The organism is Pseudoalteromonas sp. SR43-3, from assembly GCF_014163875.1.
In the GTDB taxonomy this organism is placed as follows: Bacteria; Pseudomonadota; Gammaproteobacteria; order Enterobacterales; family Alteromonadaceae; genus Pseudoalteromonas; species Pseudoalteromonas distincta.
The window spans coordinates 411,536-434,084 of the sequence record NZ_JACJEC010000001.1; the positions used below are offsets into that span (position 1 = coordinate 411,536).

A 22,549-nucleotide genomic window follows, 5' to 3' on the forward strand; every position below is an offset into this window, starting at 1 on the left:
TAGCTTTTTTTATGACCTTTTGCAATTGGGAAGCCAAGCGTTTACTTTCCCTAGCCTTACCCGTTTTTTTAGCACAAGTTACACTTATTTTAATGTCGGTAGTCGACACAATTATGGCCGGCCAAGTTAGCCCTACTGACTTAGCTGCACTTTCTATTGCAACAGGAATATGGAACCCATTATTACTTGCTCTGCAAGGTATTTTATTAGCGCTTACTGGTATTATTGCGCAGTTTTCGGGCAGCGATGACCGCAAAGGCATTAGCCACTATTTTCAACAAGCGCTTTATTTAACCGCTATTTTAAGCTTTACAGGTTTTGGTATTGCCCATTTAGCAGATGCCATTATTTTAAAGCTCGATACAACGCCTGCTATTGCAAACCTTGCCATTGACTACATCCATTTTGTGAAATGGGGTGTGTTTGGATTTTTAATTTTTACAGTATACAGAAACGTTACCGAGGGCATGGGGATGACCAAACCCGCCTTTTATATAAGCCTATTAGGTTTAGCCGTTAATATTCCAGTAAATTATATTTTCATAAATGGCTTATTTGGTTTTCCTGCTTATGGCGGCGCAGGCTGTGGCATTGCCACAGCAATCGTTTTAACTGTTATGGCAATAGCACAAGTCACTTACTGCCAAATGAGTAAAAAGGTAGATGCTAGAGGCCTTCTTTCATCATTCGAAAAACCTAATTTCACTACCATTGGTATTATTACTAAGCTAGGTATACCAATTTCACTTGCCACCTTTTTTGAAGTCACTTTATTTGCGTGTATACCGCTATTTATTGCGCATTTAGGAGCAGTGGCTGTATCGGGGCACCAAATAGCAGCGAGTGTAACTACATTGCTGTTTATGATGCCACTGAGCCTCTCTATCGCTATAAGTATTCGTATTGGTAATCTATATGGTCAAAATAATTTACAGCAGTTAAAAGTTGCCGTATCGACTAGTTACATATTAGCTATTGTAATTGCACTATTTTTGGCACTTATGACTTTTACAGGTCGTGATTTAATTAGCCAACTTTATACCGACAGTCCCGCAGTAATGGCTCTGGCTTCATCAATAATGATACTAGCGTGTGTCTACCAGTTACCCGATGCATTACAGGTTGCTGCAAATGGCATGCTTCGTGGGTTAAAATACACCACGCCTATATCGTATATTACGTTTATATCGTATTGGTTAATCGGCTTTTGTTTAGGTTACGTATTGGCAAGAACAGACATAATTGTGCCAGCTATGGGACCGCATGGCTTTTGGGTTGGAATAATAGTAGGCCTTAGTGTCGCTGCTATTTTATTAATGCTAACAGTAAGAAAGCGTCTAAAATATGAATTTGTTAACAGTGATGCACTCAATCAAAACAAATAAGCTCAGCCTTAAAACATTATCAGCTGCTTTGCTGGTAATGTGTTTTTTAATGCTTACTGGCTGCAACAAACCACAAAGTACTGTAAACGCGACTTATATTGAACGCTTAAGTAGCACAGTTAATGCAAGCCCAACACAGTCTACGCCACTAAAGCAACTCCCTTTACTGCAGCCTCCCCCAATAGCACAAAGTGACTTAACACTGAGTATTGTGGAGCTTGCAGGCATTAGCCAATGTAAGCTTAACGTGCTTATAAGTGAGCACAATAACCAATTAGGAAAAACAGCCAGCGCTGCTGGGCAATTAAAATATCAAATAAACTTTATTAAAAGTGCGCAGGTTTGCTTAAATACGCTTGATAAAAATAGCCCTAGTTACACAAAAATACTCGCAGCCAAAAACTATAAAGAAACACACCTAATGTACTTTTTTAATACCATGTTATTTAAAGAACCTGAGTTAAATCGTACCTGGCAACTCACCTCAAACGAGCTCACTACTGAACCCGCTGGTTTTCGCGATACCGTATTTGCGCTAAAGCAACTTGTACTCATTAAACAGCAAATTAAGGCTAAAGAATTTAGTGAAATTAATAGCGACTCTATTTTTAGTGCACTCGAGCAGCTTAATAAATTTCAATTTAACCAAGCACTCATTCAATCAGTGCGCATGCAGGTCGTGTTAAATCACAACGCTACACAGTTTGTAAAAACACTAAACTTTAATACGCTGTGCCCAGAGGATAAAAATAATAAAAACGCAAAAATCATAAGCAACGTATTTCAAAAGTTTTACCTAAAAGAAATTCAGCCCTATCAAGCGCAATTAACTGGTTATCTAGAGGTACTACAACCGCTTTATAATGAGCTTTGGTTTAACGAAAGTATCTCAAGCCCTCAAATTAATAACTTAGTAAAAACGGGCTCGACAAGTAACTTACTGAACTTACTTAAAAGCTCAGCTAAAAAACATGTAGTTTGGTGGCAAGGTTTTTATAAAACGTGTGAAATAAGCCCAATATGAATAAAAAAACGGCAAATAAACTCAAAAACAACAAACTTGCTTGATTCACCAACCGCCACGCTATATATTAGCCGCCGTTGTTAAGCAATTAACACTTACTTAAATAAAGTAATACGACTGTAGCTCAGTTGGTTAGAGCACTACCTTGACATGGTAGGGGTCGGTGGTTCGAATCCACTCAGTCGTACCAACGTTTAAAAAAGTATAATTGAAGGAAAAAGCACTACCTACTCTTGATCACCCGGTCCAAAGGTCAGTAGTTCGAATCCACTCAGTCGTACCAACATTTAAAAAAGTATAATTGAAGGAAAAAGCACTACCTACTGTTGATCACCCGGTCCAAAGGTCAGTAGTTCTAATCCATTCAGTCGTACCAACGTATAAGTAAAACCTCAAAAATTGTACGACTGTAGCTCAGTTGGTTAGAGCACTACCTTGACATGGTAGGGGTCGGTGGTTCGAATCCACTCAGTCGTACCACTTCAAAGTAATAAAAAAAACTAAAAATACCGAAGAATAAGCACTACCTACTCTTGATCACCCGGTCCAAAGGTCAGCAGTTCGAATCCACCCAGTCGTACCAACATTTAAGTAAAATAAATAAATAAAAGTACATCTGAAGGAAAAAGCACTACCTACTCTTGACCACCCGGTCCAAGGGTCAGTAACTCGAATCCATTCAGTCGTACCAACATTAATAAACGTATAATTGAAGGAAAGAGCACTACCTAATCTTGACCACCGGTCCAAGGGGCAGTAACTCGAATCCACTCAGTCGTACCAATTAAACTATACATTTTAAACGGTTAAAAACCTAAATAATCTATCTATATAATTTTTACGCTGAATTTAAATTCTAAGTTTTTATTATTTTGTATTCAAAATTTAGGACTAACTAGAGCCAAATCCAAAAAACCGTCCTAAATATTATGCTTTTCATCGAGTTGTTCCTAAAACAATATCTGAACGCCTAAAGCTATTTTCAGTTAAAATAGACCACTTCTTAGCAAGTGTATAACTTTACAGTAGTTTAGATTGAGCAACAAAAAATTTAAACAATTACCTTTCAACAGTTTGAGGAAGAGTCCCTATGTGGTATTACTTACCTTAAACTCATTTACTTGCTTAATGTTTTTATTTAGTTTTAACAATACCTCAATAAGTGTATCAAGCTCTTTTTGTGAAACCCCTTGTAATAACAATCTTTCTCGCTCTAAAGCTACATATAGAATTTTATCATGTAACTTTTCACCTTTTTCCGTCAGCTTTGCTAATGATGAACGACCATCTTTAGCATTTTTTATAAAGCTAATATGGCCTAACGTTTGTAATTGTTTTAAAGCTCGACTCACAGCGGCTTTATCTAAACCAATGACCTGACAGATGCGATTTGCAGAAATATTTGATTCCACCTTGAGCATTGCTAATACACGCCACTCAATAACGCCTACATTAAAGTTTTTTCGATAGCATACAGATGCACCACTTGAGAGTTTATTAGAAAGAAAATTTACAAGCGCAGGTATATATCGTTCAAGATCTAGCTGCTTAGCACTAGGTTCTTTGGGTTTAGAAGGCATTGGTTTTTCCAATTTTTAGGTATAAATAAATTTTACTAGGTAAATCTTGAGATTAAAACTATTTATGATCATTGCTTATTACGAGCAAAGAGTTTTACATTCATAACGTTAACACTAAGTTAATCTCTACACCCAAATTATAGTTGACACCTCAACTATAATTCAACATTATAAACATAAAGTAACAAACATTAGGAACTTTATGTTTTCAGTAAACGTACGCAGTAAAAAGGTTGAAACACCTAATATTGTCAGTTTTGAGCTAATACCTATAAATGGGCAAGCTTTACCTAAATTTGATGCGGGTAGCCACATTGATGTGGTGCTTAATGATAAAATAACTCGTCAGTACTCACTTATCAGCCATCCTCAATCCGATGAGTTTTATAAAATAGCTGTATTAAAAGATGCCAATTCACGAGGAGGCTCAATTGCACTTCACTCTGATGTGCAAGTCGGTGATACATTATCAATTTCTGATCCTCGCAACCTCTTTGCACTCAATTCAACTCATAATAAAGCACTATTATTCGCAGGCGGTATAGGCATTACTCCGATAATCTCAATGGCAAGAGAGCTTGATATTAACGGCGTTGATTTTGAGCTTCATTATCATGCTAAATCCCCCGTAGAGGCTGCTTTTTATCAAGAATTGCTAGAGTGTTCATTTTCTGAAAAGGTATTTTTTCACTTTTCAACCCAGCCAAAAAAAGATGCCAAAGAACTTATTGGTGAATTTAAAACGAATACGCATTTATACACTTGTGGCCCAGCAGCTTATATGGAATATATTTTTGACAGTGCAAAATCAAATAACTGGAAAGACGAGTACTTACACAAAGAAAATTTTAAAGCTGAACCTAAAGCAGAAGGTACTGAAGATATTCCGTTTAAGCTCATTTTGAGCCGTTCAGGCTTAGAAATTGATGTTTCTGCAGAGCAAACCGCATTAGAAGCTATGGAAGATGCGGGTATTGAGTTAGACGTATCATGCGAAATGGGAATTTGCGGGACATGCGTTACCTCTGTGACATGCGGTATACCTGACCACAGAGATGAATTTTTTACTGTTGATGAAAAGGCAAAAAACGATAGGTTCACACCCTGTTGTTCAAGAGCGTTAAGCGACTCTCTAACGCTAGATTTATAGAGAAAATTTTAACACTAGACTTTACACGAGACACTTATGACCACACATACACAAACTAATTCGGACACTAAAACCCCCTTTCCTCTTAACATGTGGTACTTAGCAGCTCTAAGCAAAGAGTTAACCGACAAGCCACTAGCTCGCACTTTATTAAACACCCCTATAGTTTTATTTAGAGATGCACAAGGCCATGCTAGCGCACTTGAAGATCGTTGTTGCCATCGCCAACTGCCTTTATCGATGGGAACACTTGAAAAAGAAGGATTAAGATGCGGTTATCATGGTCTATTATTTAATGGCCAAGGCCAATGTCTTGAAGTACCAGGGCAAAAAAAAGTTCCAAGAAAAGCAAAAGTAACGCCTTTTACACTTAAAGAGCAAGATGATTTAATTTGGATTTGGTTTGGTTCAGAGCAAGGCTCAACCCCTGATCAAGACCCACCTCGCTATCTTTATCATTCTGACGAAAAATATGTTTACGATGGTGATGTATATCACTACCAAGCACCATTTCAACTCATACATGACAATTTACTTGATCTTAGCCACTTAGGTTACGTACACCTTAAAACGATTGGTGGTGACGCTAAAACGCATATGCATGCACAAATGGATGTAGAAGCTATAGGTGATAAAGTGACCGTAAAACGTTACATGCCAAATTCAACCCCGCCACCAACATATACAGCTGCTTATCCATTTAAAGATAAAATAGATCGCTGGCAAGAAATTGAATTCTATCCATCACATTTAAGGATATGGACTGGCGGTATTGACGCAAACAGTGAATCGGTAACTAACCCTAACCGTGGCGGCTTTCATATGCGTGGCTTACATTGCATAACTCCAGAGACAGAAGAAACATGTCATTATTTTTGGACTATATCAACAAACCCAACAACTGATATTGAAAACGTAAAACAAAAAGTAGTAGAACAAACTCGTTACACGTTCAATGAAGACAAAGTGGTTATTGAAGCGCAACACAAATCAATGAAGCACTTTAAAGGGCAACCTATGATTGATATCCATGTTGATACCGGTGCAAATCACGCTAGGCGAATAATTAAGCGCTTATGTAAAGCTTAAAGGCTTGTTTTATTTATATTAAAAAAATACGGTATTACTTTTTCAATGGCCTACAAAGTAATACCTCATCATATTGGACCAAAAATACGCTAATTAAAAATTACGTAGATACTTAGTAGACCAGCTTGCTACCTCTGTTGCTATTGGCAATAATAAACACATTAAAAAACCCATGTTCTCAAACACCACCTTTTATTATTTTTATAGTCTATGCGTTTAAGGATCATATTTGTTTAAACTCCCTATTACTACCATCGCGCTTATAATTGTATGCAGCGGATCTATTATCGGACCTCTCGGCATGGCCGGCGTCAACATAGCTATTCCAAATCTTGCCGAGGATTTACAAGCAAGCGCTAAAATGATTGGTTGGATGCCGACCCTTTACTTACTTAGTAGCGTGATATTTATGCTGCCTTGCGGGAAAATAGCCGATAACTATGGTCGAAAACGAGTATATGCATTTGGTTTAGGCCTAAATGCACTAGCATCACTGATGTGTGCTATTGCGTCATCAATTGAATGGGTACTTTTTTGGCGTTTTGTACAAGGCGCTGCAGGTGCCATGATTTTTGGTATTGGTGTTGCAATTATTACTTCTATTACGCCAAATAATAAAAGAGGCATGGCACTGGGCACCTCTGCAGCGTGTGTGTATATAGGCTTAAGTGCAGCCCCTGCAATAGGCGGTTGGCTCACCGAAATATGGGGATGGCGGGCTGTATTTTACTCTCAAATTCCGCTTGTCCTTCTGCTACTACTTGCTATTAAACTTTTTTTACATGGTGAGTGGAAAAACGATAAAAAATCCTCGTTTGACTGGTGGGGTACTGCACTTTTCTCACTCTTTGCAATATGTTTAGTATTAGGACTCAGTGATTTACCCACTATGACTGGATGGGGTTTAACATTACTTTCGGTAATAAGCTTAGGATTATTTATTATTCACCAAAGTAAAAGCAGGCGACCACTAATCAGAGTACAAATGTTCTTAGAAAGCAGAGTATTTAGCTTATCGCTGTCTACATCGTTTTTAATGTACGCCAGTAATTTTTCATTGGCTTTTTTGTTAAGCTTATATCTGCAATATATTAAAGGGTTAAGTCCTTCTCATGCTGGCCAAATCGTGTTACTGCAAGCGGTTTCTATGGCCATTATGGCACCATTGTCTGGTAAACTTTCAGATAAATTACAGCCACGCATAATAGCTACATTTGGCTGTATAATTGTTATGGTCAGCTTTTTTTTACTATCACTGTTATCTATGGACTCAAGTATCACATACATTAGTGGCTCACTGTTATTGTTAGGTATTGGCTTTGGCTTATTCTCAACGCCTAACAATAATGCAATTATGGGTGCTGTAGATAAGAATGAGCTAGGCGTAGCCTCTTCTTCCATGAATTTATCACGGACAATTGGTAATTTATTTGGAATGAGCTTGGTAAATTTAATTGTGCATTATTACTTAGGGGACAGCACGTTTTCAGCGCAACATAGTCATGCTTTAATGAGTACAATTTCACTCGCGTTTAACGTGTCTTTAGGCTTTGTAATTCTAGCAAGCTGTATCTCGGCATTTCGTGGGAAAGCCTAAATTATGCGTTGCTGATACGGGTTACACGTATAAAAGTAATTATAAATCGTTTTATACGTGTAAGTGTATTTATAAATCGAGTGTTATAAACCCTGTTTTTGCTCTTGAACAACACGGCATAATCAACTTGCCTTGTGCTTTTTCTTTGTCTGTTAAAAAAACATCGCGATGTTCCGGATTGCCTTCCACTACACCAGTTTGGCAAGTGCCACAAACTCCTGATTCACACGCAACTGGTATAAATATCCCATTAACCTCTAGCACTTGAGAGATAGACTGCCCTTCGCCTACAGTAAACTGTTTACCTGAGCTAGCAATTTTCACAGTGAATGACGTGTCTTCTAAAACATTTTCAGCAACCACTGGTGCGGCGAAGTACTCTCGATGCAATCTCTCCTCAGACCAACCCAGCAAACGAGCATGATTTAATACATATGTTATAAACTCAGCAGGGCCACATATATACAAGTCAGTATCATGAATATGCTCACTTAGCACCTGTTCTACATCCATACGACCCGATTGCAATTCTTGGCTAAAGTGAAACGCTATTTTATCGCTAAACGACCCTAATTTTAATGCTTCAACAAATGCTCCAGTTTCAGAAGATTTAGTGCAATAGTGAAATGCGAAAGGTGTCCCTAAACTATGTAATGTTTGAGCCATCGTTAATAATGGCGTAACCCCTATTCCACCTGCAATCAGTAATGTATTTTTCTTTGGATTCAGCAATGAAAAGTGATTTTTAGGTTCACTTACTTCGACTCGATCGCCTATTTGTAGGCTATGTACCTCTGCTGATCCGCCACGAGATTGAGGATCTTTTAATACTGCAATTTCGTAGTAACGAGGGTCGCACTGTAACCGACATAGAGAATATTGACGAAGCAAACCATTTGGTAGCTTTATATCAATATGTGCACCTGCCTCAAATGGTGGCAAATCCACATTGTCAGCGCGTCCAAGTACGAGCCTCACAACCGCCTTTGCCTCAATGACCACATTTTTAACAATAACTGAAATCATCCTAATTCCCTTTGTTAAAATGTTACTGATTGGAGTGGTAGCTCGTCTGTAGATATATTTTTCGCATTTATTTCTTTATCGATTAAACGCTCAATGATACGTCGCGACTGAACACCACCTGCATCTATATCAAGCTTTAAAAGATCAAATTGCGGGAAATTCTTCAGATTTTGCTGCTGACGTTCTAATACCTCTAAATCTTCTTGGAAAATACTGCCTTGCCCTTCTCTAATTTTATCAGTTAATGTAGCGTCTTGGGCATTAAAGTTACGTGCCATCCCCCAAAAGTACCACATCGTATTTTCAGTCTCAGGAGTAATAAAATCAACCACTGTACTGCTCGCTTTTTTATTTTTTGGTGCATCAAAACCACCATAACCAGCATGTGCTACACCCACATCAATCATTACATGTGATGGCGGCATAAAGCGACAAATTTGCCAACGGTCTACTGGTGTATCCGATGCAAGCCCATTACCCTCCAGAGCAGTTCGCCAAAATGGCGGTGCCATAATATTTTCCATATAACGGCGACAAAAAACTTTATCGCCTTCTACTTCAGTTTGCACCGGAGACTCATCAATTTCTTTTTGGCCTATACTACTAGCATGAACGTACGTTTCATGTGTTAAGTCCATTAGATTATCGATCATTAAACGATAGTCGCATTTTATATGATACAACCCCCCCCCATAGGCCCAAGTATCATCTTCAGCCCAAGGTAAGTGTGGGATAAGATCTGTATTTGCAGCCTCTTTATCACCAGGCCAAACCCAGATAAAACCAAAGCGCTCCTCAACTGCAAATGACTTCATACACGGAAATCTCTGCACACGTTGCAGCGGCATTTCTTTTGTTTTACCGTCCTCACCCATTTTTAGACCATGATAGCCGCATACAAGCAAGCCGTCCTCAACATATCCTAAAGATAAAGCTGCGCCACGGTGTGGACAAAAATCTAGCACCGCAGCTACTTTTCCATCCGTCTGACGATAAAAAGCAATACTTTGATCACACACTTTTCGGCCGAGTGGTTTATTGTGATTGATTTCATCACTCATTGCCGCCACATACCATGTATTTTTAATAAAGGTCTGCTTAGCCATACCTTGATCTCCTGTTGTGTTTTTGTTGTCATTGGATCCAATATAAACTAATAATCCAGATAAATAAAACAAACATGCGTAAATTGGATCCATATAATTTTATTTTTTGTACTTTTAGTCACGCTTTAGTTGTAAATTCACACTATTTCAATGACTATATGCAGTGTAGATTCTTAATTGGATCCAGTTTAAAAAGTAATTAAGGTAATTTTTTATGACTAAGTCAGGCCAAAATGCAGTAACCACATTGCGACAAATGATTTTAACTGGAGCACTAAAAACCGGAGAAAGGCTCGTTGAAATTGCTACTTCTGAGCGTCTAGGTGTTTCAAGAACGCCTGTCAGAATTGCATTTAGAACACTTGAACAAGAAGGTTTGTTGACCAAACTTCCTAGGCGTGGCTACGAAGTTCGCTCAGTCTCACCAATTGAAATTGAAGGCGCTATTGAAGTAAGAGGAGTATTAGAAGGCCTAGCTGCTCGACAAGCTGCTGAAAACGGCCTTAACGAAGAACAAAAGCATGAAATGCAATCCCTGCTTGCTTGTGGTGATTTATTATTTGAAGGGGCCGAACTAACTGAAGATGACTTAGCAACCTACCATGATATGAACCGCCGTTTTCATCTACTAATTATTGAAGCGTCGGGTAACTTGGCTATCCAGGCTGCACTATCTAAAAATGAGCACCTACCATTTGCCTCGGTAAGCGCGCTTGCCATCGACAAAAATAATATGCAAAAAGAGTTTAAACGCTTTGCATTTGCACATCAGCAACATCACCACGTATTTCATGCAATGCTTTCTCGCCAAGGTGCTCGTGCTGAAGGAATTATGCGTGAGCATGCACAAGCAACACTCGGTTACGATCGAAACTATCACCGAACAGAGCTTAAAAACAAACTCACAGTTATTTCGCACGCAAATTAATAACCTGCACAGAAGTGTTACTCACTCTTACATATTGAGGGAGCCATATTCTATAAGATATAAAGCTTGCTAATGAAGGAGGCCTTTAAATATTAAAACTTATTAAGCCTTTGTGCGTTCACGCGAGACCAACATAGCAATGCCCATACCACCACCAATACAAAGTGTTGCTAACCCTTTTGTTTTATTAGCTCGCTGCATTTGATATATCAGCGAGACTAAAATACGACAACCTGAAGCACCTATGGGGTGGCCTAAAGCTACCGCCCCCCCATTTACATTTAATTTTTTAGGATCAAGCCCTAATTCATTATTTACGTGCAGTGCTTGGGCTGAAAATGCCTCATTAGCCTCAATTAAATCAATATCATGCACCTGCCAGCCCGCTTTTTTACACACAGCCTGCGTGGCCGCTATTGGGCCAGTGCCCATGTAAAGCGGCTCAACACCTTCGCAAGCGGTAGCTTCAATCACAGCTAAAATAGGTAAGTTTAACTTTTTTGCATACTCGTCTGTAGTAACCACCACCATCGCTGCGCCGTCGTTAATAGTCGAACTATTTCCAGCAGTAACTGAACCGTCTTTTTTGAACGCAGGCCTAAGCTTACTAAGGTTTATAATTTGTGTATCAGCTTTTACTGATTCATCAACATCAAAACTCTGGATATCGCCTCCACGTTTTGCAATATAAATAGGGGCAATTTCATCTTTGAATAAACCCCTACTAATAGCATGTGCTGCTTTTTGCTGTGAATGAACTGCAAATTCATCTTGTTCCGCTCTAGAAACAGCAAATTTTTCAGCTATATTTTCAGCTGTAATTCCCATATGAATATTTTCACGACTATCCCACAGTCCATCTTTTATTAAGCTATCAACCAGTGATAAATCACCTAATTTTTTAGGTACTCTATTATTGGGTAATACGTGCGCCGCCTGAGACATACTTTCTTGCCCACCAGCAACCACCATTTTAGTATCACCGCAAAGAACTGATTGCGCAGCCAATTGCACCGCTTTTAGTCCTGAGCCACATACGTGATTAATAGTAAAAGCAGACACATTAATAGGTAGTCCGGCATTAAGTGCTGTCTGCCTTGCTGGATTTTGGCCACAACCTGCTGTTAGCACCTGCCCTAAAATCACCTCCTCAATGTGTGGCTTTACTTGCGGTGCTTCATCAAGAACGGTTTTAAGTAACTGACTACCTATTTCAATAGCTGACAGGCTTGATAAACTTTGTCCAAAACCACCAATTGCGGTTCTTTTTGCAGCAACAATAACAGCCTTCATGCTACCACCTCGGGCAAGTCCATTTCGGGTACATGCTCAGGAATAACAAGCTCACCTGCTGTTAACCGTTGAATATCTTCTACCGAGACATTCGGCGCCCTTTCTAACAAATGAAATTTACCGTCTTTAATTTCCATAAAAGCGAGATCAGTTAATACTTTTTTAATACAGCCCTTACCTGTTAATGGCAATGTACAATTTGCTAATAACTTTGATTCACCATGCTTTGATGCATGAGTCATTGTGACAATAATATTATCAGCACCCGCCACTAAATCCATAGCGCCTCCCATCCCTTTAATTAACTTACCAGGGATCATGTAAGACGCAATATTACCATTCACATCTACTTCAAAGGCACCTAATACGGTTAAATCAACATGCCCGCCACGGATCATGGCAAACGACTCTGCACTATCAAAAACAGAGGCGCCGGTTGCCATAGTCACCGTTTGTTTGCCGGCATTAATTAAATCAGCATCAATTTCTTGCTCTGTTGGAAATTGACCCATGCCTAATAAGCCATTTTCAGATTGAAGCATTACTTCAATACCTTCAGGGACATAGTTAGCAACAAGCGTCGGAATACCAATGCCTAAGTTAACGTAATATCCATCTTGTAATTCTTGCGCAACACGCATTGCTAATTGTTCACGAGATAAAGCCATTGTTACACTCCTTCAGCTTGCGAAGCACGAATAGTGCGTTGTTCTATACGTTTTTCAAATGAACCTTTAATAATACGATCCACGTAAATGCCAGGAGTATGAATTTCATCTGAATTTAATTGTCCTGCCTCTACAATCTCTTCAACCTCTGCCACCGTAATTTTCCCCGCTGTAGCCGCCAAAGGGTTAAAGTTACGTGCTGTCTTTCGATAAACTAAATTACCATACGTATCGGCTTTCCACGCTTTTACAATGGCAAAGTCACCTTTTATCGATTCTTCTAAAATGTAGGTTTTACCTTTAAAGTTACGTTCTTCTTTCCCTTGTGCAACCTGAGTTCCATAACCCGTTGCGGTGAAAAAGGCAGGAATACCGGCACCACCGGCACGCATTTTTTCGGCTAATGTACCTTGAGGTGTCAATTCAACATCCAGTTCACCAGACATCATTTGTCGCTCAAACTCTGCATTTTCACCAACATAAGACGCAATGATCTTTTTGATTTGTCGTTTTTCTAGCAGCAACCCTAAACCAAAGTCATCAACACCACAGTTATTCGACACAAGCGTTAACCCCTTAGTACCTTTTTTTTGTATTTCCTTAATTAAATTCTCTGGTATACCGCATAAGCCAAAGCCACCAGCTAAAACGGTCATACCGTCTTCAAGTCCTTCAAGCGCTTGAGAATACGTAATTACTACTTTATTAAATCCAGCCATTGTTTAAGTCCAAATTAAGAATGTGTTTATTAGTTTGACAACAAAGCAAGATATAGTTAATTTTATAATTATGTTTTATTAATTAGTTTTTCTTATAAATGAATATAAAACAATTGAAGGCATTTACGCAGGTGGCTTCCAGCCTAAGCTTTGTAGAAGCCGCAGCTAAATTACACTTATCGCAACCCGCGCTTAGTTTAAGTATCAAAAATTTAGAAGAGAGCTTGGGCGGTAAATTATTAACTCGCACAACACGTACATTAGTACTCACCCAAGAAGGTAAAGCATTTTTACCTGTCGCTAAAAACTTATTAAACCAAATAGACGCAGCAGAACGAGAGATGAAAAAGCGATTTGCACTGGATCTTGGGCATACATCTATCGCAGCCATGCCCTCTTTTGCCAGTTCAATTTTGCCAAAAATAATTAAGCGTTTTCATACAAAGTACCCAAACATAAAACTCTCAGTGGACGATGTCTTATCTGATACGGTTATTGACTTGGTAAATGCTGACTTGGTGGAACTCGGTATTTCATTTGAGCCTAAACATAATGGTGACTTAGTATTTCATCCGCTGTATAACGATCAATTTATTGTGGTTTTACCTCAATTTCATCCGCTTGCTAAGTGCCATAGTATTAGTTGGTCGGAGCTACTAAAGTTTGAGTTAATTACTCTGCAAAGTCCCTCTTCTGTCAGAGGGCTAATTGAAGACACTCTCTCGCAGCATAACATTGCACTCAACCCTGCATTTGATGCGCACCAGTTAGCGACTGTTATAAGGATGGTGAGTAATGATTTAGGAGTGGCTGTTGTACCTGCACTTTGCAAAGAGCAAGCATTAGAAGCAGGCGTAATATGCAGAGAAATAAATTCCCCTATTATTGCAAGACGTGTAGGCGTTATTTCTAAACCTATCACGTCTTTATCTATCGCGGCTAAATCAATGCTTGAAACAATTAAGCTCTATTCATTGGAGTTAAGAGATTGAATTTAGGCCCATTGAATGTTCAAACAGGTGCCTTATTTGTATCATCACACTTTAAATCTCTTGCACCTTTACTTTTTAGTGCAGCGACCAGCGATGCAATTGCACAACAAATAGCAATTAGCACAAGCACAGCACTCAAAGAGTCCAATGTTTTTTGAAGTAAAGTTACAACAATAGGTGCTGTAAACTGACCTAAAAAGAACATACCCGTCCACATCCCAGTTCCTTTACCACGTACATTTTCAGGGAGTAGCTTTAATACCCATGTTAAAGTCGTTGGTAATAAAGAGCCAAAACCCAAGCAACCAATAAAAATAGCTATTGATGAAATTACAATTGAAGAAGACACTGCTGTTGCAAAGTAACCAAAGGCACTTAAACCAAAACCAACACATAATAAAAGTGGCCCTGAGATATGCTTAATTTTTCCGTAACAAAATGCACCTAATGCAACACCTATATTTGCTAAAGCTCCTATTCCGCCAATAATAGCGGGCGTCACTGCCTGACTAATCGACAGTACTTCACCTAGTTTTACAATCATAGAATAAAAAATAATACCAACAAATAGTGTTATAAATAATAGAGGCAGTACTTTTTTTACAGGGAATCCCGTGAGTTGTTTGTCTTCATTTGCTCTTACTTTAGGTTCAAATAAGTTTAAAGCAACCAGCAAAGCAACAGGCAAGGCAAGTAAGTATAAAACAAATGGGCCTCTTGAACCCAATACTTCACCCAACATACCGCCAAGTGCAATGAGAAAAATAGCACTTAAGCTCACTGACGCTATTTGTATAGAAATCCATTTTTGTCTTTCTTTTCCTATGAAGTAGTCAGCAATTAATGCGGTAGCAATTGTCATAATAACCGCTTCTGTAATACCTAAAAAAATACGAGATACTATTATATGAGATAAACTTTCCAAGAAATAAGGTAATACCCCAACAGCGCTGTATATTAACAGAGCAAAAATAAGGAGCGACTTCCTGCCAAACTTATCAGAAAGAGAACCCGCAATTGGAGAGAATACAGCAACACAGAGTGCAGGAATAGTCATAGCAATAGGCACTAAAACCTCATAACCACTAATATGCTTAAACTCTTCAAGTAACATAGGCAGCACAGGAACAAGGGAGATGACTGCCATAACAGGCATAATAGCCGCTAAAATTAAAATAATACCGTGTTTAGTAGAAGCCACAGTGGGCGAGATAGTATTCATAAAAACTTCCTTTAATTATTGTGTGTTTTGCTTAGTGTGTTGTCGGGTCATTAAATACAAACCCGAAGGCTCCACTATGTGTTGAAAGTTTCCAATTGTAGAATTTAATATTTAGATAGAATGTATCACGTAAATAAATAGTTAATTGCAATTACCTTTTTTATCACCTTTCCTCGCTAGAGTGCCTAGCTCTCTCATGTATCTATGAAATAGGTAACTTCAATCATAAAAATCAATTAACTTGATATGCAGTTTTTACTTTATCTTTACTTTTGCGTTGCACACACATCGCAATCTCGTCACTTGTATTAACAAGTGATTAGTAAAACGCTTTTACACACACAATTATAAGGATAGAACTATGAACAAATCGTATTTACGTTCATGTATTCTGACTGCATGTTTAGCACCTTTAGCTATTTCGGCTCAAACTGCCGAAAAAACTACAGAACCTAAAGCAGATAGTGGTATTGAGTTAATAACGGTTACAGCACTTAGAAAAACAGAAAGTTTACAAGATGTGGCTGTACCTATTGATGCCGCAACAGGTAAAGAACTATCACGCATCGGTGTTACCGATGCAACAGGGCTTAATAAAATATCACCTGCACTCAATGTTGTCTCTGGTGGCGGCTCTAATACTGTATTTTTTGTCAGAGGCGTTGGTAACTTTGCTGTAAATGCATACACAGATGCTGCTTTAGCATTTAACGTAGACGGTGTATTTTTAGGGCGCCCAACAGCCACAACGGCATCATTTTTAGATGTAGAACGTATAGAGGTTTTAAAGGGACCTCAGGGCACTCTTTATGGCCGAAATGCAACAGCGGGTGCGATCAATGTTATTTCAACAAAACCTGAACTTGGTGAGACATTTGGCAATATTTCTATTGGTGCTGCTAACTATGGAACAATAACAGCTTCTGGTGCTGTCAATTTACCAATAAGCGATGACTGGGCAGCTCGTTTTGCGATTGGTAAAACTAAAAATGACGGCTACAACGATGATGGTACAGCGGCAACAGATGATACCGCATTCCGCGCACGTTTATTTGGTGAGTTTTCAGAAGATGTAAACCTTACCGTCACTGCAGATTACTCAACAACAAAAGGCAATGGTAATTCACCTTCATTTGAAGGTAGTTACGGATTCCCACTCCAAGGAAGTAATAACCACCCAAAAAATATTCCAGGTTACAACTTCAATCCTGCTCCAGATAATGTATCAGCTCCTCATACAGGCCCAGGTACACCAGCTGCAGTTGAATACTACACAGGCCAAATAACCTCGCCAGCATTTACTTCTATCACTCCCCTATATGACCCTTATATAGACAACGAGTATATGGGGGTGTCGGCAGAGTTAAACGTTGCAACATCATTGGGTGATCTAACAATTATTCCGGCTTATAGAGAGAATACGGTTGACGTTTTATTTAATAATCCCGCTTTCCAAGCAGCTATTAATCAAGAAAATCACCAGCAATCTAGTTTAGAAGCTCGTTTCTCTACAACCGTAGGGGCGCTTGATTTAATTATGGGTGGCTTTTACTTTGATGAAAAAGTTGATGGTCTAGCCTCATTTAACCAATACAGCTTGCAATCAACGCAAGATATTGAAAACTCCAGTACAAAGTCAACCGCGTTTTTTGTTCATGGTAAATATCACATCTCTGATGATCTTAGACTCGTTGGTGCTGTGCGTTGGACCAAAGATAAAAAAGAATTTAAGGGACAAGCGGATGTATTTCTAAATTTATGTATTAGAGATTTACCAGCCTACCCTGGCGGACCAGAAATCCCTAATTGTGACGGTGCGCCAGTTATTCCTGTTGGTGCAACTGTTGCAGAAACAATTGCATCTATTGATCCAGCGGATTTGCCAGAAGGAGCTCCTATAGCTAATCGAGGTCCTGTTCCGTATGGCCAAATTCCGTTGTTTCCTGGTGCGCCAGATAACCTGCGTGCAAACTTGCTTTTCATTAACCAAACACAAATTGACCGTGTTCAAGAAAATGACGAAATAACGTATCGAGCAGCAATAGAATACGATATTGCTGATAGTAATTTACTCTACACTAGTTACGAAACAGGCTATCGTTCAGGAGGGTTTAGTCCAACAGCAGGTCGTGAAGAGTTTTTACCTGAGTATATAAACGCATGGACATTTGGTTCTAAAAATAGATTTTTAGATAATTATTTACAAATCAATGCTGAGGCATTTATTTGGGATTATGAAGATCAACAGGCAAGTCACTTTGGTATTGATGGTAATGGTAATTCTGCATTCTTTACTGAAAATATAGGTCAATCAAGTATTAAAGGCGTTGAAGTTGATATTCTTTATCAACTGACTGAAGCAACACGAATCAAAGGTAATATTCAATACCTAAAAAATGAGATTGAAGAGTTTAGTTACCTTCAAAAAACGCCAGACGAAGCTGTAAATGTTGTGACTGGTTGTGACACAACGGTAATAAGCATGACTGATGGGGAGCCCACATATAATGTCAACTGTTCAGGTAAGGAAGGCAGAAACTCGCCATCACTTTCTTTAACTGCAAGTATTAACCATTACTTAGAGTTTAATAATGGTTATTCGGCATCGGTGTCTTTTGATGCTCGTTACCGCGACGAACGTTGGGTTGGCTTTGACTTCTTACCATCACAGCGTGCTGAAGATGTTATTACCTTAGACACTTCTATGCAATTATTTTCAGCAAATGATAAGTGGTCAATTCTCGCATATGTGAGAAACATAACTGACGAAGAGATAAAAGCAACATCACAGTTATTTGCAAATGGTGGCAACACCATGGTGTCAACCTATGAAAAACCAAGAACATACGGCATTACATTTAAATATGACTTCTATTAAGAGAGCACACACAATGAAAAAAAGTAGTATTTTATTTAATTTATTTCTATCTATAGGCTGTTTAGCATTTACGTTTAACGGTAACGCAAGCGAAACAAAAAATGAGTGGATAACTCTAGGTACGATGGCAGGCCCTATTCCTAATGCAAAACACTCTCAACCAGCTAATGCGATGCTTGTTAATGGTAATACCTATTTAGTAGATGCGGGTGATGGAACTGCAGGGCAATTAGCAAAAGCAGGACTTAATATAAAGGATGTGGATGCTATATTTTTAAGTCACCTTCACTTTGATCACACAGGTGGTTTGCCTGCAATTATTAGCTTAAGGTGGCAAACAAGTGCTAATAATGAGCTTGTTATATATGGCCCGCCAGGTACTCAGCAAACCGTTGATGGTATTTTTAAATACATGACTTACGGTGCATTAGGTCATTATGGTGTTCCTGGTCAAGTTCCAGCTCCTGCAAATAACAATATTAAAGTAATTGAGGTTCAAGATGGCTCAGATATTAAATTTGATGACTTTACCCTAAATGTAATTAGAAACACTCATTATAGCTGGCCAAAAGGCAGTGACGAATGGAACAAGTTTCAAGCTTTATCGTTTAAGTTTACACTGGATGATGGTTATACTGCTGTTTACACTGGTGACACGGGCCCTAGTAAGGCCGTAGAAAAACTCGCAAACGGCGTTGATTTATTAGTTAGTGAGATGATGGATATTGATCATACCGTTAATCAAATTAAGAAAACGAATCCTCGTATGCCAGAGAAAAAATTTAAAGGTATTCATAGGCACCTTTCAAAGCATCACTTATCGCCTCAGCAGGTCGGTGAGCTGGCTAAAGCAGCAGACGTAAAAAAACTCGTCATTACTCATATGGCGCCAGGGTTAGATACTTCAGAGGAAATCGACTTTTATACCAAGCAAGTGCAAGGTGAATACAAAGGGACGATATCAATAGCTCAAGATTTGAATCGGTATGAATTAAAGCACTGACCTAATTATATAAAACTATAAGTCGCCTATTAAGGCGACTTTTTTATAAGTTTTGTGCAGTAGAAATTACTTTTTCTCTTAACCACCGGTGTATAGGGTCGTTATCAAGTGTAGGGTGCCACATCATTGATTCAACTAAAAGGGGTGTATCAAAGGGAAATGAAACGACCTTTAAACCATGCTTTTGTGCGTGTATATTGGCAAACTTTTTGGGTAAAATAGCTACGCGTTGAGTCCCCTTCAAAGTATAAATCATAGTAGAAAAGTCATTTGTAATAATATCAACTTTTCGACTTCCTCCCATCGTCTCCGTTAACCATGTTTCAATACTTAAATGACTTGTTCGTGCAAAACCTACCGACACATGCCCCATACTGCCAACTTGTTCAGCTGAAATTACATCACCAGCAACTAACTTGTTATCCATATCGACTACACATGCAAGTTCATCAACCATAAGTAATGAACTAGGGTAACCATCAAGCATTACCGATTCCGGTGCTATAAATAAATCGGCTCCTCCTTTGGTAAGTATATTAACTTCATGCGAAAACGGCGATAAAAACTCAAACGTCAATAATGGAGCTAACGTAGCAAGCTCGGTTAAAATACTAGAAAACAGAACTTGAATAACATAATCCGATGCAACAATTTTGAAATGACGTTCACTTTTTAATGGATCATTAAATCGCTTACCAATAATCCCGCCTCTAATGGTTGTCAGAACTTCAGTAATTGGTACTTGAACTTCAAGCGCAAAAGGGGTCGGTTGCATAGTTTTACCAACTTGCACCAACAAGTCATCCTCGAAAAAGGCACGTGCTCTACCCAAAATACTGCTCATAGCAGACTGCGATAAATGCAGTCTCTTAGCGCTTTTGGTTATGTTTTTTTCTTCTAGTAAAACATCTAATGCAACCAGTAAATTTAAATCTAAATGCTCAAATCTCATAACATTGGCCCACTGCTGATTTTTAAATTTTGATTATTTTTAAGTATTAAAATTATTGATACAACCTATCTAAACATTCAATTTCATCAATTGCAAATGAAGTATTAATATGACTTAAACCAAAGTTTAACAACATCTGCGGACACACAATGAAATTTGCAACAATTAATAATTCAAAACCAGATGGTCAGCTTGTATTAGTCTCTAAGGATCTAACTGACTACGTAGACATTAGCGACCTAGCCGGCACGCTCCAAGAGGCACTAGATTTATGGCCTGCTATACAAGATAAGCTTTTACTTCGCTACGAGGCACTTAACGCACTTGAGCTAACAGGCATTAATAAAGTGTGTAAAACTCAATTAATGGCCCCTTTACCACGTAGTTGGCAATGGTTAGACGGTTCACTTTTTTTAAATCATGGCGTGTTGATGCAGCAAGCATTTCATCTGGACCCAATCGAAGATGCTGATATTTATCCACTTGTTTATCAAGGTGCTGGCGATAGCTTTCTTAGCGCTAATGATAAAATTGCAGCTCCAAGTAACGAAGTTGGTCTTGATTTTGAGGGTGAATTTGGCGTGATGGTCGGTGACATCCCAATGGGGAGTAGTCCAGAGTTTGCACTTGAGAAAATACGTCTAATAGTCATGCTTAACGACATCAGCTATCGCGCACTCGGGCCAAGAGAAATGAAAACAGGTTTTGGCTTTGTACAAGCTAAAGGCCCTACCAGCTTCGCACCATTTGCTATTACCCCTGATGAGCTTGGTGAAAACTGGCGTAATGGTCGTATTTCACTGCCACTAGAAGTTTACCGTAACGACAAATGGTTTGGTGCGCCTGATGGCACAGAGATGTTTTTTGGTTTTCATGAATTAATTGCCCATGTCGCTAAAACTCGCCCTATTAAAGCGGGCACCGTGTTTGGCTCAGGTACTGTTTCTAACGCAGATATTAGTAAAGGACAAGCCTGTATCTCAGAGCTACGTGCTAAGGAAATGATTGCCACAGGCAAACCACAAACAGACTTTTTACAATCTGGCGAAACAGTTCATATGCGAGTACTAGATTCGCAGGGCAAGTCAATATTTGGAGATATAAAACAAGAAGCCATAATGGAGAATACACATGTTTAATCCATCACAATACACATTAATCGATTTATCGGTAACGCTTGAGAATAACCCCTATACCGATCCACCGCCATTATTACCAAAAATCGAGTATACCGACCACCAACAAGGTTGGCCAGAAATGTCATCAATGTTCCCTGGTTTAAAAAAAGATCAACTCCCAGGGAATGAATCGTGGGCGGCTGAACGTTTAGAGATCACCACTCATAGTGGCACTCACATGGACGCACCATGGCACTATGCCTCTACCACAGATGGTGGAAAACCAGCCTTTGGTATTGATGAGTTGCCCTTGGAGTGGTGTTTTCAACGCGGTGTTAAATTAGATTTTAGAGATTTCCCTGATGGTTATGTAATTACTGCCCTAGACGTTGAAAAAGAGCTAGCCCGAATTAATCACACCTTATCGCCGTTAGACATCGTTTTAGTCAATACCCGTGCAGGCTCTGTTTACGGTAAGCCTGGTTACCTTGATGCTGGTGTTGGTATGGGCCGCGAAGCCACCTTGTATCTTTTAGAGCGCGGTATAAAAGTTGTGGGTACCGACGCTTGGAGCTGGGATGCTCCTTTTAAATTCACTAAACAACGTTTCGAAGAAAGCGGCGACCCATCAATCATTTGGGAAGGCCATAAAGCGGGTCGCGACATTGGTTATGGGCAAATGGAAAAGCTAGCAAACTTAGCATCACTACCAAGTAGTGGTTTTTTAGTTTCATGTTTTCCTTACAAAATTAAACATGCCTCAGCAGGTTTTGTCAGAGCTGTCGCATTTCTAGAAAAGTAGTTGAGCACAACACATTA

General features: G+C 39.0%; 19 protein-coding genes and 2 tRNA genes. 13 read left to right on the plus strand and 8 right to left on the minus strand.

Annotation, left to right across the window (positions count from 1 at the left end; all coding sequences use genetic code 11):
* The first annotated feature begins 11 nt into the window (after nt 1–11).
* The 4 genes from H5088_RS01810 (at nt 12) to H5088_RS01825 (ending at nt 2,889) form a co-directional block, all read left to right on the plus strand.
* Nucleotides 12–1,385, plus strand: a complete 1,374-nt coding sequence (locus H5088_RS01810) for an MATE family efflux transporter (protein WP_182724900.1) — start codon at nt 12–14, stop codon at nt 1,383–1,385.
* A complete protein-coding gene (locus H5088_RS01815; protein WP_182752127.1) occupies nt 1,363–2,409 on the plus strand; it encodes a DUF3080 family protein in 1,047 nt (348 codons plus the stop codon). The genes H5088_RS01810 and H5088_RS01815 overlap by 23 nt, the downstream gene beginning before the upstream one ends.
* Before the next feature lie 113 nt (nt 2,410–2,522).
* A tRNA-Val gene (locus tag H5088_RS01820) sits at nt 2,523–2,599 on the plus strand.
* 213 nt (nt 2,600–2,812) lie between these two features.
* Nucleotides 2,813–2,889, plus strand: a tRNA-Val gene (locus tag H5088_RS01825).
* 608 nt (nt 2,890–3,497) lie between these two features.
* On the opposite strand, the gene H5088_RS01830 is transcribed toward H5088_RS01825, so the two are convergent.
* On the minus strand, nt 3,498–3,989 hold the full coding sequence (locus H5088_RS01830) for a MarR family winged helix-turn-helix transcriptional regulator (RefSeq protein ID WP_154903005.1): 492 nt from the start codon (nt 3,987–3,989) through the stop codon (nt 3,498–3,500).
* A 202-nt stretch (nt 3,990–4,191) separates the two neighbouring features.
* Here H5088_RS01830 and H5088_RS01835 point away from each other — a divergent pair, with 202 nt between their 5' ends.
* From H5088_RS01835 to H5088_RS01845, 3 genes are all read left to right on the plus strand, one after another.
* The gene (locus H5088_RS01835) at nt 4,192–5,139 is read left to right on the plus strand and encodes a PDR/VanB family oxidoreductase (RefSeq protein ID WP_182752074.1); all 948 of its coding nucleotides are present in this window, start codon (nt 4,192–4,194) and stop codon (nt 5,137–5,139) included.
* Nucleotides 5,140–5,175: 36 nt separating this feature from the next.
* Entirely contained in the window at nt 5,176–6,228 is a 1,053-nt protein-coding gene (locus H5088_RS01840) for an aromatic ring-hydroxylating dioxygenase subunit alpha (protein WP_182752075.1), read from the plus strand.
* 244 nt (nt 6,229–6,472) lie between these two features.
* Nucleotides 6,473–7,825, plus strand: a complete 1,353-nt coding sequence (locus H5088_RS01845) for an MFS transporter (protein ID WP_371541811.1) — start codon at nt 6,473–6,475, stop codon at nt 7,823–7,825.
* A 69-nt stretch (nt 7,826–7,894) separates the two neighbouring features.
* Here the strand turns inward: H5088_RS01845 and H5088_RS01850 are convergent, their stop codons facing one another.
* A complete protein-coding gene (locus tag H5088_RS01850) occupies nt 7,895–8,851 on the minus strand; it encodes a PDR/VanB family oxidoreductase (protein WP_182752076.1) in 957 nt (318 codons plus the stop codon).
* Nucleotides 8,852–8,865: 14 nt separating this feature from the next.
* Nucleotides 8,866–9,957 carry an aromatic ring-hydroxylating dioxygenase subunit alpha gene (locus tag H5088_RS01855; protein ID WP_182752077.1) on the minus strand — a complete coding sequence of 364 codons (1,092 nt, stop codon included), beginning with the start codon at nt 9,955–9,957 and terminating at the stop codon, nt 8,866–8,868.
* 214 nt (nt 9,958–10,171) lie between these two features.
* On the opposite strand from H5088_RS01855, the gene H5088_RS01860 reads away from it, so the two are divergent.
* On the plus strand, nt 10,172–10,885 hold the full coding sequence (locus tag H5088_RS01860; RefSeq protein WP_182752078.1) for a GntR family transcriptional regulator: 714 nt from the start codon (nt 10,172–10,174) through the stop codon (nt 10,883–10,885).
* Nucleotides 10,886–10,987: 102 nt separating this feature from the next.
* Here H5088_RS01860 and H5088_RS01865 read toward each other — a convergent pair whose 3' ends face one another.
* From H5088_RS01865 to H5088_RS01875, 3 genes are read right to left on the minus strand one after another with little or no spacing between them, the layout of a single operon-like run.
* A complete protein-coding gene (locus tag H5088_RS01865) occupies nt 10,988–12,178 on the minus strand; it encodes an acetyl-CoA C-acetyltransferase (protein ID WP_182752079.1) in 1,191 nt (396 codons plus the stop codon).
* Nucleotides 12,175–12,846, minus strand: coding sequence for a 3-oxoacid CoA-transferase subunit B (locus H5088_RS01870; RefSeq protein ID WP_182716394.1), 672 nt, complete (start codon nt 12,844–12,846; stop codon nt 12,175–12,177). Before H5088_RS01870 ends, H5088_RS01865 begins: the two co-directional genes overlap by 4 nt.
* A 2-nt stretch (nt 12,847–12,848) precedes the next feature.
* Nucleotides 12,849–13,565 carry a CoA transferase subunit A gene (locus tag H5088_RS01875; RefSeq protein WP_182752080.1) on the minus strand — a complete coding sequence of 239 codons (717 nt, stop codon included), beginning with the start codon at nt 13,563–13,565 and terminating at the stop codon, nt 12,849–12,851.
* Nucleotides 13,566–13,663: 98 nt separating this feature from the next.
* On the opposite strand from H5088_RS01875, the gene H5088_RS01880 reads away from it, so the two are divergent.
* Nucleotides 13,664–14,557 (plus strand): LysR family transcriptional regulator, encoded by an 894-nt coding sequence (locus H5088_RS01880; protein ID WP_154902996.1) that lies wholly within the window; start codon nt 13,664–13,666, stop codon nt 14,555–14,557.
* A 19-nt stretch (nt 14,558–14,576) separates the two neighbouring features.
* Here the strand turns inward: H5088_RS01880 and H5088_RS01885 are convergent, their stop codons facing one another.
* Complete coding sequence (locus tag H5088_RS01885) at nt 14,577–15,779, minus strand: MFS transporter (protein WP_154902995.1); 1,203 nt, start codon at nt 15,777–15,779, stop codon at nt 14,577–14,579.
* 361 nt (nt 15,780–16,140) lie between these two features.
* Here H5088_RS01885 and H5088_RS01890 point away from each other — a divergent pair, with 361 nt between their 5' ends.
* Nucleotides 16,141–18,657, plus strand: a complete 2,517-nt coding sequence (locus H5088_RS01890; protein ID WP_154902994.1) for a TonB-dependent receptor — start codon at nt 16,141–16,143, stop codon at nt 18,655–18,657.
* Nucleotides 18,608–19,660, plus strand: coding sequence for an MBL fold metallo-hydrolase (locus H5088_RS01895; RefSeq protein WP_220488812.1), 1,053 nt, complete (start codon nt 18,608–18,610; stop codon nt 19,658–19,660). Before H5088_RS01890 ends, H5088_RS01895 begins: the two co-directional genes overlap by 50 nt.
* Before the next feature lie 43 nt (nt 19,661–19,703).
* On the opposite strand, the gene H5088_RS01900 is transcribed toward H5088_RS01895, so the two are convergent.
* Nucleotides 19,704–20,612 (minus strand): LysR family transcriptional regulator, encoded by a 909-nt coding sequence (locus H5088_RS01900; protein ID WP_182721105.1) that lies wholly within the window; start codon nt 20,610–20,612, stop codon nt 19,704–19,706.
* A gap of 149 nt (nt 20,613–20,761) precedes the next feature.
* Here H5088_RS01900 and H5088_RS01905 point away from each other — a divergent pair, with 149 nt between their 5' ends.
* Both H5088_RS01905 and H5088_RS01910 read left to right on the plus strand, forming a co-directional pair.
* Nucleotides 20,762–21,751 carry a fumarylacetoacetate hydrolase family protein gene (locus tag H5088_RS01905; protein ID WP_182752081.1) on the plus strand — a complete coding sequence of 330 codons (990 nt, stop codon included), beginning with the start codon at nt 20,762–20,764 and terminating at the stop codon, nt 21,749–21,751.
* Entirely contained in the window at nt 21,744–22,532 is a 789-nt protein-coding gene (locus H5088_RS01910; RefSeq protein ID WP_154902990.1) for a cyclase family protein, read from the plus strand. Before H5088_RS01905 ends, H5088_RS01910 begins: the two co-directional genes overlap by 8 nt.
* Nucleotides 22,533–22,549: the final 17 nt, after the last annotated feature.

Excerpts from the sequence above, each read along its gene's own strand:
- H5088_RS01810 (WP_182724900.1), top strand. The coding sequence starts at position 12 with ATGACCTTTTGCAATTGGGAAGCCAAGCGTTTACTTTCCCTAGCCTTA.
- H5088_RS01815 (WP_182752127.1), top strand. The coding sequence starts at position 1,363 with ATGCACTCAATCAAAACAAATAAGCTCAGCCTTAAAACATTATCAGCT.
- H5088_RS01830 (WP_154903005.1), bottom strand. The coding sequence starts at position 3,989 with ATGCCTTCTAAACCCAAAGAACCTAGTGCTAAGCAGCTAGATCTTGAA.
- H5088_RS01835 (WP_182752074.1), top strand. The coding sequence starts at position 4,192 with ATGTTTTCAGTAAACGTACGCAGTAAAAAGGTTGAAACACCTAATATT.
- H5088_RS01840 (WP_182752075.1), top strand. The coding sequence starts at position 5,176 with ATGACCACACATACACAAACTAATTCGGACACTAAAACCCCCTTTCCT.
- H5088_RS01850 (WP_182752076.1), bottom strand. The coding sequence starts at position 8,851 with ATGATTTCAGTTATTGTTAAAAATGTGGTCATTGAGGCAAAGGCGGTT.
- H5088_RS01855 (WP_182752077.1), bottom strand. The coding sequence starts at position 9,957 with ATGGCTAAGCAGACCTTTATTAAAAATACATGGTATGTGGCGGCAATG.
- H5088_RS01860 (WP_182752078.1), top strand. The coding sequence starts at position 10,172 with ATGACTAAGTCAGGCCAAAATGCAGTAACCACATTGCGACAAATGATT.
- H5088_RS01865 (WP_182752079.1), bottom strand. The coding sequence starts at position 12,178 with ATGAAGGCTGTTATTGTTGCTGCAAAAAGAACCGCAATTGGTGGTTTT.
- H5088_RS01870 (WP_182716394.1), bottom strand. The coding sequence starts at position 12,846 with ATGGCTTTATCTCGTGAACAATTAGCAATGCGTGTTGCGCAAGAATTA.
- H5088_RS01875 (WP_182752080.1), bottom strand. The coding sequence starts at position 13,565 with ATGGCTGGATTTAATAAAGTAGTAATTACGTATTCTCAAGCGCTTGAA.
- H5088_RS01880 (WP_154902996.1), top strand. The coding sequence starts at position 13,664 with ATGAATATAAAACAATTGAAGGCATTTACGCAGGTGGCTTCCAGCCTA.
- H5088_RS01885 (WP_154902995.1), bottom strand. The coding sequence starts at position 15,779 with ATGAATACTATCTCGCCCACTGTGGCTTCTACTAAACACGGTATTATT.
- H5088_RS01890 (WP_154902994.1), top strand. The coding sequence starts at position 16,141 with ATGAACAAATCGTATTTACGTTCATGTATTCTGACTGCATGTTTAGCA.
- H5088_RS01895 (WP_220488812.1), top strand. The coding sequence starts at position 18,608 with ATGAAAAACCAAGAACATACGGCATTACATTTAAATATGACTTCTATT.
- H5088_RS01900 (WP_182721105.1), bottom strand. The coding sequence starts at position 20,612 with ATGAGATTTGAGCATTTAGATTTAAATTTACTGGTTGCATTAGATGTT.
- H5088_RS01905 (WP_182752081.1), top strand. The coding sequence starts at position 20,762 with ATGAAATTTGCAACAATTAATAATTCAAAACCAGATGGTCAGCTTGTA.
- H5088_RS01910 (WP_154902990.1), top strand. The coding sequence starts at position 21,744 with ATGTTTAATCCATCACAATACACATTAATCGATTTATCGGTAACGCTT.